This is a genomic window from Roseibium aggregatum (assembly GCF_017309185.1).
Classification (GTDB): domain Bacteria; phylum Pseudomonadota; class Alphaproteobacteria; order Rhizobiales; family Stappiaceae; genus Roseibium; species Roseibium aggregatum_B.
Window position 1 is genome coordinate 1834790 of record NZ_JAEKJZ010000001.1, and the last position, 16259, is coordinate 1851048.

The 16259-nt window shown below is 61.0% G+C and carries 16 protein-coding genes; 8 read left to right on the plus strand and 8 right to left on the minus strand.

Annotated elements, in window-relative coordinates; genetic code table 11:
* Nucleotides 1-93 precede the first annotated feature (93 nt).
* Nucleotides 94-1116: a tRNA dihydrouridine(20/20a) synthase DusA gene (gene dusA / locus JF539_RS07925; protein ID WP_419247666.1), complete on the plus strand. Its 1023-nt coding sequence runs from the start codon at nucleotides 94-96 to the stop codon at nucleotides 1114-1116.
* Nucleotides 1117-1133: 17 nt separating this feature from the next.
* On the opposite strand, the gene JF539_RS07930 is transcribed toward dusA, so the two are convergent.
* The 4 genes from JF539_RS07930 to JF539_RS07945 all read right to left on the minus strand — a co-directional run bounded on the left by JF539_RS07930 (nucleotide 1134) and on the right by JF539_RS07945 (nucleotide 4132).
* On the minus strand, nucleotides 1134-1829 hold the full coding sequence (locus JF539_RS07930; RefSeq protein ID WP_207139761.1) for a retropepsin-like aspartic protease family protein: 696 nt from the start codon (nucleotides 1827-1829) through the stop codon (nucleotides 1134-1136).
* A 14-nt stretch (nucleotides 1830-1843) separates the two neighbouring features.
* Nucleotides 1844-2011, minus strand: coding sequence for a DUF1289 domain-containing protein (locus JF539_RS07935; RefSeq protein WP_328809212.1), 168 nt, complete (start codon nucleotides 2009-2011; stop codon nucleotides 1844-1846).
* A gap of 86 nt (nucleotides 2012-2097) precedes the next feature.
* Nucleotides 2098-3291, minus strand: coding sequence for an alpha/beta hydrolase (locus JF539_RS07940; protein ID WP_207139763.1), 1194 nt, complete (start codon nucleotides 3289-3291; stop codon nucleotides 2098-2100).
* 28 nt (nucleotides 3292-3319) lie between these two features.
* Nucleotides 3320-4132 (minus strand): adenosylcobinamide-GDP ribazoletransferase, encoded by an 813-nt coding sequence (locus JF539_RS07945; protein WP_209017042.1) that lies wholly within the window; start codon nucleotides 4130-4132, stop codon nucleotides 3320-3322.
* A gap of 166 nt (nucleotides 4133-4298) precedes the next feature.
* On the opposite strand from JF539_RS07945, the gene cobT reads away from it, so the two are divergent.
* Nucleotides 4299-5324 (plus strand): nicotinate-nucleotide--dimethylbenzimidazole phosphoribosyltransferase, encoded by a 1026-nt coding sequence (cobT, locus tag JF539_RS07950; RefSeq protein WP_207139765.1) that lies wholly within the window; start codon nucleotides 4299-4301, stop codon nucleotides 5322-5324.
* A gap of 17 nt (nucleotides 5325-5341) precedes the next feature.
* On the opposite strand, the gene JF539_RS07955 is transcribed toward cobT, so the two are convergent.
* The gene (locus tag JF539_RS07955) at nucleotides 5342-6892 is read right to left on the minus strand and encodes a sensor histidine kinase (RefSeq protein WP_207139766.1); all 1551 of its coding nucleotides are present in this window, start codon (nucleotides 6890-6892) and stop codon (nucleotides 5342-5344) included.
* Nucleotides 6893-7024: 132 nt separating this feature from the next.
* Here JF539_RS07955 and JF539_RS07960 point away from each other — a divergent pair, with 132 nt between their 5' ends.
* A complete protein-coding gene (locus JF539_RS07960; RefSeq protein ID WP_328809213.1) occupies nucleotides 7025-7663 on the plus strand; it encodes a uracil-DNA glycosylase family protein in 639 nt (212 codons plus the stop codon).
* Between the two features lie 151 nt (nucleotides 7664-7814).
* Nucleotides 7815-8300, plus strand: a complete 486-nt coding sequence (locus tag JF539_RS07965) for an Lrp/AsnC family transcriptional regulator (RefSeq protein WP_328809242.1) — start codon at nucleotides 7815-7817, stop codon at nucleotides 8298-8300.
* A 10-nt stretch (nucleotides 8301-8310) separates the two neighbouring features.
* Here the strand turns inward: JF539_RS07965 and JF539_RS07970 are convergent, their stop codons facing one another.
* Nucleotides 8311-8973 carry a TetR/AcrR family transcriptional regulator gene (locus tag JF539_RS07970; RefSeq protein ID WP_419247678.1) on the minus strand — a complete coding sequence of 221 codons (663 nt, stop codon included), beginning with the start codon at nucleotides 8971-8973 and terminating at the stop codon, nucleotides 8311-8313.
* 183 nt (nucleotides 8974-9156) lie between these two features.
* Here JF539_RS07970 and JF539_RS07975 point away from each other — a divergent pair, with 183 nt between their 5' ends.
* The 4 genes from JF539_RS07975 (at nucleotide 9157) to JF539_RS07990 (ending at nucleotide 14375) form a co-directional block, all read left to right on the plus strand.
* On the plus strand, nucleotides 9157-11193 hold the full coding sequence (locus tag JF539_RS07975; protein ID WP_207139769.1) for an NADH:flavin oxidoreductase: 2037 nt from the start codon (nucleotides 9157-9159) through the stop codon (nucleotides 11191-11193).
* Nucleotides 11194-11338: 145 nt separating this feature from the next.
* On the plus strand, nucleotides 11339-12574 hold the full coding sequence (locus JF539_RS07980; RefSeq protein ID WP_207139770.1) for an aromatic ring-hydroxylating oxygenase subunit alpha: 1236 nt from the start codon (nucleotides 11339-11341) through the stop codon (nucleotides 12572-12574).
* 4 nt (nucleotides 12575-12578) lie between these two features.
* Complete coding sequence (locus JF539_RS07985) at nucleotides 12579-13652, plus strand: 2Fe-2S iron-sulfur cluster-binding protein (RefSeq protein ID WP_207139771.1); 1074 nt, start codon at nucleotides 12579-12581, stop codon at nucleotides 13650-13652.
* A gap of 225 nt (nucleotides 13653-13877) precedes the next feature.
* Nucleotides 13878-14375 (plus strand): DUF302 domain-containing protein, encoded by a 498-nt coding sequence (locus tag JF539_RS07990; protein WP_207139772.1) that lies wholly within the window; start codon nucleotides 13878-13880, stop codon nucleotides 14373-14375.
* Between the two features lie 8 nt (nucleotides 14376-14383).
* On the opposite strand, the gene JF539_RS07995 is transcribed toward JF539_RS07990, so the two are convergent.
* Both JF539_RS07995 and JF539_RS08000 read right to left on the minus strand, forming a co-directional pair.
* Nucleotides 14384-15064, minus strand: a complete 681-nt coding sequence (locus tag JF539_RS07995; protein ID WP_328809214.1) for a DNA alkylation repair protein — start codon at nucleotides 15062-15064, stop codon at nucleotides 14384-14386.
* A 49-nt stretch (nucleotides 15065-15113) separates the two neighbouring features.
* The gene (locus JF539_RS08000) at nucleotides 15114-15995 is read right to left on the minus strand and encodes an NAD(P)-dependent oxidoreductase (protein ID WP_207139773.1); all 882 of its coding nucleotides are present in this window, start codon (nucleotides 15993-15995) and stop codon (nucleotides 15114-15116) included.
* Nucleotides 15996-16259 lie beyond the last annotated feature (264 nt).

The following is a 16259-nucleotide window of genomic DNA, read 5'->3' on the forward strand; positions in this document are numbered from 1 at the left end:
ATCCTACTTGGTACATTGTACCAAGTCCAGCGTCGAAATCGGCGTATTTGGTACAGAATAGGCCGGAACGAGACGAAGGTGAGGCGCATACAAGTGACTGATAAAATTAAAAAACAAGATTTATCATTGGCTTCCCGCCTGTCCGTGGCGCCCATGATGGAGTGGACAGACCGTCACTGCCGTGCTTTCCACCGGCAGCTCTCCAGTCAGGCGCTGCTTTACACGGAGATGGTCACCACCGGTGCCGTGATCCACGGCGACCGGGAGCATCTGCTCGGCTTCTCGGAACCGGAGCATCCGATTGCCTGTCAGCTTGGCGGATCGGAGCCGCAGGACATGGCCGAGGCGGCGCGGATCGTCGAGGGTTTCGGCTACGACGAGGTCAATATCAATGTCGGTTGCCCGTCCGACCGTGTGCAGTCCGGGCGGTTCGGTGCCTGCCTCATGCGGGAACCGGAGACGGTCGCGGCCTGTGTGGAAGCGATGAAGGCAGCGATATCCGTGCCGGTCACGGTGAAATGCCGGATCGGTGTGGACGACCAGAACCCGGAAGAGGCTCTCGACCGGATGGCGGACGCCGCATTCGGAGCGGGCGCGGATGCGCTCTGGGTCCATGCGCGCAAGGCCTGGCTACAGGGTTTGAGCCCGAAGGAGAACCGGGACGTGCCGCCGCTGGACTATGACCGGGTGTTGCGTCTGAAAGCCCGTCTGCCGGAGAAATTCATTGGCCTCAACGGCGGTCTCGAGACGCTCGATCAGGCCGAGCCCTATCTTGAAACGCTTGATGGCGTCATGTTCGGCCGAGCCGCCTATCACACGCCCCAGATCCTGGGGGAGGTCGATCGGCGGCTCTACGGCCAGGACACCGCGGATGTCACGCCCTGGCAGGCGGTCCGGGCGCATATGAGCTATCTGGACGAGCAACTCGGCAAGGGCGTCAAGCTTGCCCGCATGACCCGGCACATGCTCGGGCTTTTCCATGGCCGTCCGGGTGCGCGCACCTGGCGCCGCATCCTCACCGTCGAGGCGATAAAGCCCGGTGCCGGGCTCGAAGTGGTGGAAAGGGCTCTGGCGGCCGTGAGCCCGTCAGGGGCCGAACTGGCCGCGGCCGAGTAACGGGCGTAAGTCCGTTCCTAAGGCGACATGATCAACTTGTCGCCTTCGATGCGCCAGCCTTGCAGCCGGTCGAGGGCGGACATGCCGAAAAGACTTGACTCCAGACTGCCCTCCCGGGCGACGAACCCGCGGACATCGCGCAACGTGTGATCACCGATGGCGAGCGTGTCGATCCGGACCGGGGCGACAAGTGCACGGCCGTTCGCGGTCGAAACCGGGACCGTGAAGGAGAGGTCCTCGTCCCGGTATCCCGCCCGGCTGGCGTCCCGGTGGGTCAGCACCACCGCGCTGGCGCCGGTATCGAGGAGAAAATGCGTCTGAGCGCCGTTGGTGCGTCCATCCAGCACGAAATGGCCACTGGCGTCGCGTACGATCAGGATGGTGCCGTCCGGCTGGGTGACGGCAAGTCCCGGAGCCAGCGCGCCGAGCACGCGATAGCCGGCCTGCACGATGTCGGCCCGATAGGTGTAGCCGGCGACCAGAAGCAGAGCCAGCCCGCCCCAGAAGAACGTTCCCTGGACGATTTCCCGGATCTTGGGTTGACCGAAGATGAACGAAGCCAGAAACACGAACGCCAAGGCGGAGAGGGCGACGATGCGCGGGCCGCTGTCGTCGAAGTTGGCGTTCTCCGGGTCGGTCGGGTCGCCGAAAAAGGCATAGAAGGCCATGACGGCCATGACGATCACGAGCACGACCGCCATCAGGCCGCGCATTTGCCGGCCTCCCTTCAAACGCGGTTCTCCTTCGTGCGTGTTTCGGCGCGGCGTCTGTTCAGGTCCGCCAGCACCTCGTTGCGCTTTGCGTCGCTGAAACCGGACCAGCCCGCGATCTCGTCGAGCGTGCGCAGGCAGCCGGTGCAAAGTCCGGATGTCTGCTCGATCTGACAGATGTTCACACAGGGTGATTTCATAGTGTCGATATGGCGGTTGATTGTGGCTTTGCCAAGACTGAAAGTGGCGGTTTACCGGGCTGCAAGGACGGTCAGGAACCGCCTGTCGCAAGTGTGACCGGTGCGGTGATGATCCTGATGGGCAAGGCGACCGTGTTGCCGATGAAGCCGGCCAGATCGTTGCCCTGGTCCGGAGCCCCGCTCATGTCGGCGATCGAGGTGAGGTTCGACCGGCCGAGCGTGTCCCGGAATTCGGAATTGAACTCCGCAAGTTGCGCGAATTTGGAGTGATGCGAGCCATCGAGGGATTCCAGGTCCGTGACATCGACAACGATGGCGCCGAGTTCAGCAAGTTCCAGGTCATTGGAATAGGCGCCGACGCGCTCCTTCCCGCCGGCAATGCGGCGCGACAGACGCAAGGCGCGGTCGTCTTTCGACACAATGACGATAAACGGTTTTTTCGGCCGGCCGATGCGCCGCAATTGTGCCTTGAACAGGTCGATATCGATATCCGGCGCCGCCAGAATGACCTTGTCGATCTTGCGCGTCACACTGGCCAGATCCGCCCGGTCCGAACGGCTGGCGGTTTCCATGAGCAGCCATGTTCCCATCGAATGCGCGAGAATGGTTATGTTGTCCGCATTCGTCTGGCTGAGCTGCTTGAAGGTTTCCTCAAGCGCGCCGCGCGCAATCGCGGCGCTGTTCAGATCGTAAAGATAGTCCTGAAGCTTGCCGCGCGATGCCCAGGTGAAGAGGACCGGCACCGTGTCGAGTTTTCCGTCGTGCACCATCTGGGTGAACCGGTAGAGGCCCTCCGGAAAACGGGTGTTATAGCCGTGAATGAACAGGAAGATATTCCGTTTGCCCTTTGGCAGCTTGGCCAGGCGCTGGTTAATCTCCCGCGTGAATGCGGCCCTGTCCTGAACATACCCGGCACGTCTTGCCACGAAGTCGGTTTTCGGATCGCCCGGGAGACTGTCAGGCCATTCGATTTCTCCTGCCTTGTGGGAAGGTGGCACCGATATGGAAGCCTGGGCAAAGTTCACCTGGGGAGCGCGTTCGCCACTGAAGAAAGTGTCCGGATGGTCATCGCGGGCGCGCGTCGTCACGATCATGATGTCGTGCGTTTCTGCGCCTTCGACCTGAACGTCGCTGAGCGCCAGCGTTCCGAACTCCGGCCGGCTCGCGCAACCGCTGACACCGATGCAAAACAGGGCCAGAACTACCAGTCTTAAGGCCCCGACCCGGAGACGAAACCTGTCCTCGGCTGAATTGTGTCCGGCCATGTGATACGCAACCTCAAGTCTTTCCCTCTCACGGCACCATAAGCATCCCGAGCAGGAATCCAAGTCCGCTGATTTGCTGAATCGCGCCAAGAACGTCGCCGGTGACACCTCCTGTCTTGTCCAGGGCCAGTCGCCCGCAAAAGTTTGCGGCCGCTACGGCAATCAGCAGGGCCAGGCAAAGTGCGCCGAAGGAAAGAAGAAGAAGAGCTGGAACCAGGAAGGGGAGGGATAGGAGCGTCGCCTGTCGAAGGGTACCGGCGCCGGGCTTGCCGAAGCGGGCGGCCAGTCCGTCGGGGCGCGCGAGTGGCAGCCGCTGCCATTGCCAGACGACAAGCAGTCGGCTGAAGGCCTCGCCGAGGAGAAACAGCAAGGCCGCGTCCGCCGGGCCGAAGCGCTGCCAGAGCGCGGCAAGCAGGCCGACCCGCAAAATCGTTGTCAGGACCACTGCTAGGGCACCGAAGGCCCCGATACGGCTGTCCTTCATGATCTCGAGCCGCCTCTCAGGGGTGCCGCCCCCGAAAAAACCGTCGGCGACGTCGCTCAGGCCGTCTTCGTGCAGAGCGCCGGTGGTGGCCGCCAAAGTGGCCGCGGTCAATGCGGCAACGGCGAGAGCCGGCAGATGCGTAAACCCGAGCGCCATGCCGATCCCCGCCGCCGGAAGCGCGATCGCGAAACCTGCCAATGGCGTGGCGCGCGCGACTGTATTGAAGTCCGGTGCGGCTGCGGGATCGTCGGCCGGGTTGACTTTCGGCAGGGGCAGGCGAGAGAAGAATCGCACGCAGGCCGCGGTGTCCGCCGCAAGCCGAACCAGGCCTTCACGCAGCCGTGAAAACTGATCCAAAGTTTTGTCCGGTCCGGAGTCTCTTTCGTTTTCAAAGGATTGGTCCGTTTCGGAGCTCATATGGCCGGTCCCGCGCTTGAGTTTTGCCAGGCCCCGTTATAGATCGGCGGCTGATCAAGACCAAGCCGCCGGCGAAGATGTCCGGCAAACCGGGAACCTGAATTCCATGTCCCTATCCGAGACCGCGCTTCCTTTCGACGATATCCGAAATCTGATCAAGTCCATGCCGGGGCCGGACGAGGAAGCTGTAGGCAGGGTCAGGGCCAGGGATGCCGAATTGACCAAGCCCGCGGGGTCGCTCGGGCGGCTGGAAGAGATCGCCGAATGGCTGGCCGCCTGGTCCGGCAACGCGCCGCCGAAAGTCAGACGGCCTCTGGTCGCCATCTTCGCGACGGCCCATGGCGTTGCCGACGAAGGTGTTTCGGCATTTCCGAGCGCCGTGAACCGGCAGATGGTCGAAAATTTCGCCGCCGGCGGAGCCGCGATCAATCAGCTTTGCCGCGCCTACGACATCGGTCTCAAGGTGTTCGATCTTGCCGTGGACATGCCGACACCGAGTATTACCGTGGAAGATGCGATGGACGAGGCGAATTGCGCTGCGACCATGGCCTACGGGATGGAGGCGCTGGCAGGCGGGATCGATCTGGCCTGTCTTGGCGAAATGGGGATCGGCAACACGACGGTGGCCGCCGCCGTGGTCAACGGCCTCTTCGGCGGCAGGGCCGAAGACTGGGTCGGACGGGGAACCGGTGTCGATGAAGACGGTCTCGCACGCAAACGCGAGGCGGTCGAAAAGGCCGTCGCCCGCCTGAACGGCGAAAAAGATCCCCTGGAAGTCTTGCGGAAGGTCGGAGGCCGGGAAATCGCGGCGATGGCAGGACTGATCGTTGCCGCGCGGCTGCAGCGGGTGCCGGTCGTCGTGGACGGGTTCGTCACCACCGCGGCCGCGGCTGTCGTCTACGCCATGGACCCGGCGGGCCTGGACCACTGCCTGTTCTCTCACGTTTCCGCCGAACAGGCGCATGCGCGGGTTCTGGAGCACATGGGCAAAAAAGCGCTGTTCGACTTCGGAATGCGTCTTGGGGAAGGATCGGGCGCCGCGCTTGCGGCGGGCGTCGTCAAGGCGGCCGCGGAGATGCACTCCGGCATGGCGACATTCGCGGATGCGGGCGTTGCGGAAAAGCCGGCCTGAAACCCTTGTTCCGCCGGTCAGGCGGAGCGGGTCTGCTCTGACTTCGGCATGTCCTTGCTGCCGAAACCGGTCGTCACACCTTCCGAGTAATTCATGTTCCGGGAGGCGGGGAGGGAGACGGTGACTTCCGTGCCTTCACCGAGGGTGGACTTCAGCGAGAACCGCCCGTCATGCATGCCGATGAGCGCCTGCACGATGGACAGTCCCAGCCCGGTTCCCGGTTCCGCGCTCTTGATGGCATGAGATCCCTGCCCGAACGCCTCGAGGACGATCGGAATTTCCTCTTCGGGAATACCCGGTCCGGTATCCTTGATGGAGACATACTGACCGCCTTCCGTGGTCCATCCCACCTTGACGCGCACATCCCCGCCCGCCGGAGTGAATTTCACCGCGTTCGAAAGCAGGTTCAGAACCACCTGCCGCAAGGCGCGCTCGTCCGCCCAGACACGGGGGAGACCCGGTTCGTGCGCATGATGCAGCGAAATCGACTTGGCCTTGGCCCGTACCTTCATCATGGTGCCGCATTCCTCCACGACGTCGTCCAGGAGCAGCGCTTCTTCGTGGAGTTCGTGCCGGCCGGCTTCGATCCGTGACAGGTCGAGGATCTCGTTGATCAGATTGAGCAGGTGTTGCCCCGAGCCGTGGATATCCGCCGCATAGGACTGATAGTTGTTGTTCTGCATGGGCCCGAGCACTTCATCCTTCATGATTTCGGAAAAGCCGAGGATGGCGTTGAGCGGCGTGCGCAACTCGTGGCTCATGGTGGCCAGAAAGCGGGACTTTGCGATATTGGCGGCCTCGGCTCTGCGCCGGGCCTCGTCCGACATGGCGTTCGCTGTTTCCAGCTCGGCGATCAGATGGTCCTTGTCGGCCCGGTATTCCAGCATCGTGTTGGCGTTCTTCAGAAGCTGGTTGCCGAGGATGAAAAAGAAACCCTGCGCGCCGATGGCCATTGCGGCAAGGGTGTAGTGGATCGGATCCGCCTGGCGCAGAAAGCTGACGGTGACGACAAGCGTCATCGGCAGGGTGCTGGCGAGCAGGCACCTGGGCAGCGTCGCCGACTGCATCGTGTTCATTGCAACGACGATCAATAGCGTCGCGAATTGAAAGATCACGAACCCGTCGCCGGCATCTGTCGTCATGGGCAGCATGAAAAACAGGGCCCAGCTGCTGCCGTAGATGAAATCGCCCATGGCGAAGCGCCTGCGCCAGCAGGACTTGTTTTTTTGATCGGACGAGGCCTTCTCGTAGGAATGGCTCGTCACCACCATCAGGAAATGCGTGCAGATCGTAACGGCGAACCAGGCCGCGATGATGTCCGGGCTGACCCACAAGACGGAAATGGCCGCCACGATGAGGGCCAGCAACGGCACCGCGAAGGCGGCATTGATGCGTGTGTCGGCGAAAAGGTGCTGTCGCTCCAGATCGAAGGTCGTGTGCCGGTTCCGCGGAGCGCCGAGGCGGCTGCGCACGTCCTTTACCGAGCGCGCCATTTCCCGTCGCCGGATGGCCCGCTGCCGGTTGATGGCGTATTTGTCGTCGCCCATATCTGGTGCCAGGGAACCCATAGGCAGCTCGCAGGGTGTCTAAGTCGTTATTGTGATACTGCGTGTTTCCGCAATGTGGCTCACCAAATCTTAAGATCGTCCTCAAGAGCGTGGTAAGGGAAGTGTTAACCGGCTGTTTCAAGGCGTTACTCCGTGTCTGAACTTGCGAAATCCGAAACGCTCGAAGAACTCGCGGAGGCTGTCCGCGCATGCCGGATCTGTCTCGACGATCCGGAAAAGTCACCCTTGCCGCACATGCCGAGGCCGGTACTGCAGGTGTCTTCGACCGCAAGACTTTGCGTCTGCGGCCAGGCACCGGGAACGCGGGTTCACAAAAGCGGCCGCCCGTTCACGGACCCCTCCGGCGATCGCCTGAGAGACTGGATGGGCATCGGCGAGGACGTTTTTTACGACGCCGGGCGCCTCGCCATCGTGCCGATGGGGTTTTGCTTTCCCGGTCTCGACGCCAAGGGGGGAGATCTGCCGCCACGCGCCGAATGCCGAAGGACGTGGCACGATCGTCTGTTTGAGGCCATGCCTCAGCTCGAGCTCATTCTGGTGATCGGTCAGTATGCCCAGGCCTACCACCTCGGGGGCGCGCGAAAGACGTCGCTGACGGATACCGTGGCGGGCTGGCGCGGATATCTGGAGGCGGCGAGAGCTCCGGGGAAACCCGCCATATTGCCGCTGCCGCACCCGTCCTGGCGCAACAATGCCTGGCTGAAAAGAAACCCCTGGTTCGCGGAAGACCTCTTGCCGGTGCTCCAGAGGGAAGTTGCCAGGCTGATATGACTGCGGATCGAAAAATTTTCTCAATTGAGCGTGATTTGACAATATCATTGAAATTCAAATAGACGTTGACGTGAATTTGGAGAATTATTTCCCAACTTTCGAACATTCATGCCGAAGTTTCACGACGCCGAACACTGGGTGACCGTTCATGATCGACCGTATTGATCGCCGTATCCTGTCCATCCTTCAGGAGGATTGCACCGTTCCAGTCGCGGAAATCGGCCGCCGGGTCGGCCTGTCGACCACGCCGTGCTGGCGCCGCATTCAGAAGATGGAAGAAGACGGTGTGATAACCGGCCGCGTCGCGTTGCTGGATCCGGCCAAGGTGAACGCCAAGGTCACGGCCTTCGTTGCGATTACCACCAGCCAGCATTCGGAGGACTGGCTTAAGAAATTCGCCGACGTCATTCAGGAGTTTCCCGAAGTGGTGGAGTTCTACCGCATGGCCGGTCAGGTGGATTATCTGCTGCGCGTGGCAGTGCCCGATATCGAAGCCTACGATGCCTTTTACAAGAAGCTGATTGCGAAGATCGACATATCCGACGTGTCGACAACGTTCGCCATGGAGCAGATCAAGAACACCACCTCGCTGCCGCTCTCCTATGTCGCGACGGAAAAGACGCGCCCCGACACGTGATTTCCGGAATTTAGGGTAGGGCGGCCGGGGTCGGCGCGTTCGTGACCGGGTCCTGTGCAATGTGCCGGGCTCGAAATCGGGCGATTTCCGCCTCGGAGACCGTTTGGCCGGTAAAGATTTCCGCATAGTGCGGCATGCGTTTGAGGCGCGGTTCCAGCAATTCGAGCGGCCCGTCTTTTTTCATCGAAATGTAGCCGATCTGGGTCTGATAGACCGTGTTTGCCCGCACATTGGCGGAGTGGTCATCGTATCCGAACCTCAGGAACATGGCCTCCAGTGCCTCGACGCGAATCCGGTCTGCATCTTCCATCATGACGGATAGCCTCTCGTCCGAATGCGCCCAGTTGCGAACGGCGAACTCGAGCCTGGAATCGAAGAGATCCGGCAAAAGCCACAGGTCGAAGACGTTCAGCATCGCCTCGGTCACCGTCTCGGCGTAGTCTTCGGTCCGCTTGATCAGGTTGCCGGTGTTCTTGGCCTGCCAGAGCGTGATCAGCGCCCCCAGCAAGTCGTCCCTGTCCGAGAAATGACCGTAAAAACTCGTGCGCGACAGCCCAAGGCGCTCGGCAAGCGGCATGACCTTGACGCCGTCGATGCCGCTTTCCAGAAGCGCCTGATAGGCCGCCTGCAGCCAGATCTCCCGCGTTCCGCGCCAGCCCGACGTTTTCTCGATTAATGGATCGGTCATGCAAGGTCGATAGCAGCGCGTTTTTCTGGATGCAACAGAATCCGACACCTGTGTCATGAAAAGCGACAAGAATGTCGCTTTTGCGACTTTTCAAGAGAAAGACGCGGATTCTATTGTGTCCTCAGGACCTGCTGAGAGGACGCGGGCAGGCGCTTTGAGGGAAAACGCATGTCGAAAGATCCGTTGCTGCAGCCATACCGGCTGAAGTCCTTGACGTTGAAAAACCGGATCATGATCACCTCGCATGAACCGGCTTACCCCGAAGACGGCATGCCGAAAGACCGGTACAGGGCCTATCACGAGGTGCGCGCCAGGGCAGGAGTGGCGTTGACCATGACCGCCGGCTCCGCGGCGGTCTCCAGAAGCTCGCCGCCCGCCTTCAACAATATCCTCGCGTACAAGGACGAAGTGGTGCCGTGGATCAGACGGCTTACGGATGCCTGCCACGAACACGGTTGCGCGGTGATGATCCAGCTTACCCATCTCGGGCGCCGCACGACCTGGAACAAGGGCGACTGGCTGCCGTCCGTCTCCACCACGCATGCCCAGGAGCCGGCGCACAGGGCTTTTCCGAAGAAGGTGGAAGACTGGGATATCGCGCGCATTGTTCAGGACTATGCCGACGCCGCGGAACGGATGAAGGCCGGAGGCATGGACGGCATTGAACTTGAAGCCTATGGCCACCTGATGGACCAGTTCTGGTCGCCGGCCGTCAATTCGCTCGACGGACCCTATAACGGCTCGCTTGAAAACCGCATGCGGTTTTCGCTTGAGGTCATCGATGCCGTCCGCAAGCGGGTCGGCGACGATTTCATCGTCGGCATCCGCTTCTCCGCGGATGAGAAACTGGACGTTGGCATCACGCCCGAGGAAGGGTTGGAAATCGCCAGGCGTCTCAAGGCGACCGGGCAGATCGATTTCCTCAATGTCATCAGGGGGCATATCGACACGGATGCGGGCCTGACTGATGTGATCCCGGTGCAAGGCATGCGCAATGCACCACATCTGGATTTTGCCGGAACGATCCGGCGGGAGATCGGGCTGCCGACATTCCACGCCGCCAAGATACCGGATGTCGCAACGGCCCGTCACGCCATCGCCGAGGGGCTTCTGGACATGGTGGGCATGACCCGTGCGCATATGGCCGATCCCCTGATCGTCAAGAAGATTTCGGAAAAGCGGGAAGGGGACATCCGGCCCTGCGTCGGCGCCACCTACTGCCTGGACCGGATCTATCAGGGCGGTGAGGCCTTGTGCATCCACAACGCGGCAACGGGACGGGAGCTGACCATGCCCCATGAAATTCCCGAAGCGAAAGTCAAGAAGAAGGTCGTCGTGGTCGGTGCGGGACCGGCCGGCATGGAAGCCGCGCGCGTGGCATCGGAGCGTGGACATCAGGTGACGGTGTTCGAGGCCGCACCGGATGCGGGCGGCCAGATCCGTCTGACGGCGCAATCCGAACGCCGCCGGGAGATGATTTCGATCATCGGCTGGCGCCTGGAGCAATGCGCGGCGCGCGGTGTCCGTTTTCGCTTCAACAGTTACGCGGAGGCTGAGGACGTTACAGCCGAGACCCCGGACGCGGTCATCGTTGCGACCGGAGGCCTGCCGCATACCGAAGTTTTGCGGGAAGGAAACGATCTGACGGTCTCTGCCTGGGACCTGATTGCCGGCGACGTGAGACCTGGCAAACGGGTGCTGGTCTATGACGACGCGGGGGATCACGCCGGTTTGCAAGCCGCCGAAATCGCCGCGAAATCCGGCGCGCATGTGGAGATCATGACGCCGGACCGGTCCTTTGCCCCAGAAGTCATGGGCATGAACCTGGTGCCCTATATGCGTTCGCTCCAGGGCAGGGACGTGCGGTTCACGGTCACCTATCGGCTCATGGCGGCCAGGCGCTCCGGCAACATGATAACGGCTGTCATCGGCACGGATTATTCGGATCATCTCGAAGAGCGGGACTTCGACCAGATCGTGATCAACCACGGCACCGTTCCGCTCGACGAACTCTATTTCGACCTGAAACCGAAATCGAAAAACCTCGGTGCTGTCGATCAGGAAGCGCTTATTTTCGGACGGGAACAACCGCTTTCGGCAAATCCGGAGGGTGATTTTGCGCTCTTCCGAATCGGCGATGCGGTGTCTGCCCGCAACACCCATGCGGCGATCTACGACGCCTTACGTCTGGTCAAGAATATCTAGCGGATTTTGCGCTGCGGAAAAATTCGATGGGCAGGTCTTTCCTGAATAAGCGCATGCCGTTTTTGGACTACGTGCCAGGGGTAAAGTGCCCCTAGTTTCTCCCGATGATCTGGGCCGGGGAGACGGCTTGAAAAGGACGTGTGACATGCAGAGCGATGCGGAAGTTCTTTCTCTTTTAATGGGCCGCCGTGCCGGATATTCCCTTCCAAGGGCCTTCTATACGGACGCGAATGTTTATCAGAGCGACCTGAAGCACATCTGGCAAAAAGAGTGGATTTTCGCCGCCCCTTCCGCCGAAATGCCGAAGACCGGCAACTACATCACGCTCCAGATCGGCGATTATTCCGTAATTGTCGTGCGTGGCGCCGACGGCGCGATCCGGGCGTTCCACAATTCCTGCCGGCATCGGGGAAGCCGTATCTGTTCCGCTGCGAAAGGCTCCGCGCCCAAGCTCGTTTGCCCCTACCATCAGTGGACTTACGAACTCGACGGAAAGCTGCTCTGGGCGAAGGAGATGGGGCCGGACTTCAAGCCCGCTGATCATGGGTTGAAACCGGTTCACTGCGAAACGGTTTCAGGCATGGTGTTCATCTGTCTGGCTGAGGTTGCGCCGGACATGACCGAGCTCAAAAAGCAGGCGTCGCGTTATTTCGATCCGCACGACCTTGCCAATCTCAAGGTCGCCTACCAGTCGACGATCACGGAACAGGGCAACTGGAAGCTCGTTCTGGAAAACAATCGGGAATGCTACCACTGCGCCGGCTCTCATCCTTCCCTTTGCCGTACCTTTCCGGACGACCCCAACCTGGTTGGAGGAGACGACTCGGCCGCGTCAAACCTCGGGCTGGAGCATGTTCAGCGTTGCGAAGCCGCGGGTTTGCCGTCAAAGTTTCTCATCGACCCCTCCGAACAGTGGCGCTTCGTGCGCATTCCCTTCCTCGGAAATGCGGTGAGCTACACCATGGACGGCAAGGCGGCGGTCTCGAAGCGGGTTGGCACGGTTCCCTTCGACAACGCCGGGTCCTGCCTGTTCTTCCATTACCCGAATACCTGGAACCATTTCCTGTCCGATCAGGTCCTGACCTTCCGGGTGCTTCCGGTCAGTCCCACGGAAACCGAAGTCACGACGACCTGGCTGGTGCACAAGGATGCTGAGGAAGGCGTTGACTACGATCTCACGCGGCTGAGCGAGGTGTGGATCCACACCAACGACGAGGACAGGCAGATCGTCGAGGAGAACCAAAAGGGGATCAACTCGCCGGCCTACGAACCCGGACCCTATTCCATGGCTCAGGAAAGCGGTGTGATCCAGTTCATCGACTGGTACGCGCGGACGCTTGAAAACGGCCTGATCGGCCGCTTCCGAATTGCGGCGGAGTGACATCATGATACCCATGCCCGGTCGGGACACGCCGGTCTGGACAGACAGCGAATTACTGGAATGCGTCAGCGTGTTGCCGGAGGCGCCGGAGGTGAAAACCTTCACTTTCCGGCCTCCGTCCGGGGCAACGTTCCTGTATAAGGCGGGTCAGTTCATCACGCTCGACCTGCCGGTTCCCGGCGGCAACGTTCAACGCACCTACACGATTTCCTCGTCGCCCCTGACCAATGCCTACATTTGCGTGACGGTGAAGGCGCAACCGGGCAGCGTTGGCACCCGCTGGATGCTGGACAACCTCCAGCCAGGCATGCGCCTCAAGGCATACGGACCGGCTGGCCTGTTTCATCTGCCCGCCAACCCGGACGGCAAGTACCTGTTCATTTCCGCCGGTTCGGGCGTGACGCCCATGATGTCCATGGCGACAACCCTGTTCGAGCGTGGCGAGGAGCCGGACATCTGCTTCATCCAGTGCGCCAACCGTCCGGTGGAACTGATTTTCCGCAAGAAGCTTGAGCATATAGCAAGCCGCGTGAACGGCCTGCAGCTTCACTTTGTGGTCAACAGAAGCGATCCTTACGAGGTTTGGACCGGCTACCGGGGATACTTCAACCAGCTCATGCTTGGGCTGATGTGCAACGACTACCTGGAACGCGACGTCTACTGCTGCGGTCCGGAAGGTTTCATGGATACCGTCCGCGAAATTCTCAACGCGCTCGGCTACGACATGGATCGCTATCACCAGGAAAGCTTCGAGGCGCCTGCCGAGACCAAGGCGGAGCTGACCGAGTTCGACGATGTGGTGCCTCAGGAGGACGCCCAGGCACAGATTGTCTTTGCAAACTCGCAGGTCTCAGCCTGGTGCTCGGAGACGGACACGGTCCTGGCGGTCGCCAAGGACGCCGGTTTGAACATCCCCTCAGGCTGCACGTTCGGCGTCTGTGGCACCTGCAAGGTGAAGAAACTCTCCGGCGAGGTGCATATGGTCCATTCCGGCGGCATCAGCGACGACGATGTGGAAGCCGGCTACATCCTTGCCTGCTGCTCCAACCCGATCGGAACCGTGGAAGTGGAGATCTGATCCCGGAAATCGGCTCACCGTTGTTCTCGGAAAAAGAATTCAAATATTGCTATGTGTCAATGTTTCCCGCATTGTCGGCTTCTAGTTTGATCACTTGAGAGCAGACCGTGTCCGATCGGGCGCGGGGTGTTGGATCGAAATGGAAACGATCAGTGTTTCGGCTTTTTCCGGTGCCGGTCGGTACCGGTAACAGGCCCGCTGGTCTGGACTGTGGGAGGAAATTCAATGTTGGGAAAAATCTGCAAAGCCGGTTCGGTTCTGGCAGCGGCCGCTTTCATCTGTGGCGGCGCGGCGTCGGCCGATGGCGGTGCGTCGCCTGAAGGCGTGACCGTATACGAAGTGTCCGGCGCCTTTGAGGACATCAGGTTCGACCTGGAAAACGCCATCGTCAATCGTGGCCTGGTGATCGATTATGTCTCGCATATCGGCAACATGCTGGACAGGACCGGATCGGACGTGGGCAGCGAGAAGCAGATCTTCATCGACGCTCAGTCGATGCTCTTCTGCTCCGCCAATTTGTCGCGAAAGGCCATGGAGGCCGATCCGGCCAACATTGCCTATTGCCCCTATACCGTGTTCGTTTATGAAACGCCCGACAAACCGGGGAGCGTGACGGTCGGATACCGGGAACTGACCAAAACGGGGCCGGAGGCCTCGAAGATGGCGATTGCGGAGGTCAATGCCTTGCTCGACGAGATCGCCAGGGAAGCGGCCGGTCAATAGGCGCTGCTTTATTGACTGCAGGCATCCGCACCCAAACCCAGCCGGGTGCGGACCTTTTCTGAGGAAAGTTCCCGGATCGCTTCCCGTCCGATTTTCCGGGCTGTCCTGTTGTCCGATGCACCGAGTTCTTCAGCCAGTGCCAGAGCAGGGCCGTGCAAGGCGGCTGACCGTTTGCCGATCTGACGCAACGCCCAGTGAACGGCCTTCCAGACGAAGTTCCGCTCGTCTTCCGCCGCGGTCCTGATCAGGCCAAAGTACCCTGAAAACTCGCTTTCCGGAGCCTTCTTGGCATGCACGGCGCGCCAGGCGATCAGGGCGAACCCGGCGCGACGAACGAACTCCCGTTTGTCCGCGGCAAGGAGTGGAACAAGTTCATCCGTGTGCTCTCTTCGAGCGAGCACATTGCAGAGCTGATCGCACAGGTCCCAGGAGCGAATGTCCTCAAGCCAGGTCAGAGCAAGATCCGGTGTCAGCGATTTGGGCGGTGTCAGGAGAATTGCCAGAAGGCGGGCTTCGTGAAAGCCGCTTTCCCAAAGCTCCCGGGCGAGGTCGGGAGAGCTTCCGATGGTTTTGGCGAGCGGGCGCAACCTTGCCATCGGGACACCGAAGGCGTGCTGCGTTTCGATACCGAACCGCGCCATCCCGGCGCGGTTTTCTTCCGTGCCGAGCGAGCGCAGTTCGGTGAGCACAGTGCCGGCGGTGCCAGCGACGGTTTCGGTGCGCCCCGCGGCCGGCGGGTTATTTCTTCTCGGCGTTTTCAAGGCGCGCGATCAGGCTGGACGTATCCCAGCGGCTGCCTCCCATCGCCTGAACCTCGGCGTAGAACTGGTCGACCAGGGCCGTGACCGGCAGGCGGGCTCCGGTTTCGTTTGCCGTCTTCAGGCAGATCCCCAGGTCCTTGCGCATCCAGTCGACGGCGAAACCGTAGTCGAATTTACCCTGGTTCATGGTCTCCCAACGGTTTTCCATCTGCCAGGACTGGGCCGCGCCGCCCCGGATCGCGGAAATGACCTTTTCAACATCCATATCGGCTTTTTTGGCGAAGTGGATGGCTTCGGATAGGCCCTGAACGAGGCCGGCGATGCAGATCTGGTTGACCATCTTGGTCAACTGGCCCGCGCCGCTCTCTCCCATCAGGCCGACGAACTTGGCAAAACATTCGATGACGGGCTTGGCCTTGTCGAACTGGTCCTCGTCGCCACCGCACATGACGGTCAGGACACCGTTTTCAGCGCCAGCCTGGCCGCCGGAGACCGGTGCGTCGATGAAGCCGCAGCCTTTTTCCTTAGCCGCGCGATGGAGTTCGCGGGCGACTTCGGCGGAAGCGGTGGTGTTGTCGACGAAGATGGCGCCTGGCTTGAGGCCATGAAACGCGCCGTCCGGGCCGGTGGTCACGGACCGCAGGTCATCGTCGTTGCCGACGCAGGCAAAGACGAAGTCACAACCGTCAGCGGCTTCCTTCGGCGTTTTCGCGAAGGATCCACCATATTCGGAGGCCCATTTTTCAGCCTTGGCGGTGGTGCGGTTGTAGACGGTGACGTCGTGACCGCCCTTGGTTTTCAGATACCCGGCCATCGGATACCCCATGACGCCCAAACCGATGAATGCAACCTTTGCCATGTCAGCGTTCCCCTCGCATGAGAAGGCCCGGCATCTTGACCGGGCCTGCTTGATTTCGTTCGTCATGTTTTACGGCATTTGCAGGTGTCTGTCAGCTCGGCGGGGGACTGTTTCGACCGAAGGGGAACAATCGGTTGTCAGATCCAGTAAGGAGACCGCCGCCAAAGTCGGGTGTGTTGTTCGCGCTTGGACGACTGCCGGTCCAGGTGCCTCTGGGTCTGCGGATCCGGACGGGTGTTGCCGGTAAAACGGCTGGCTTCCAAG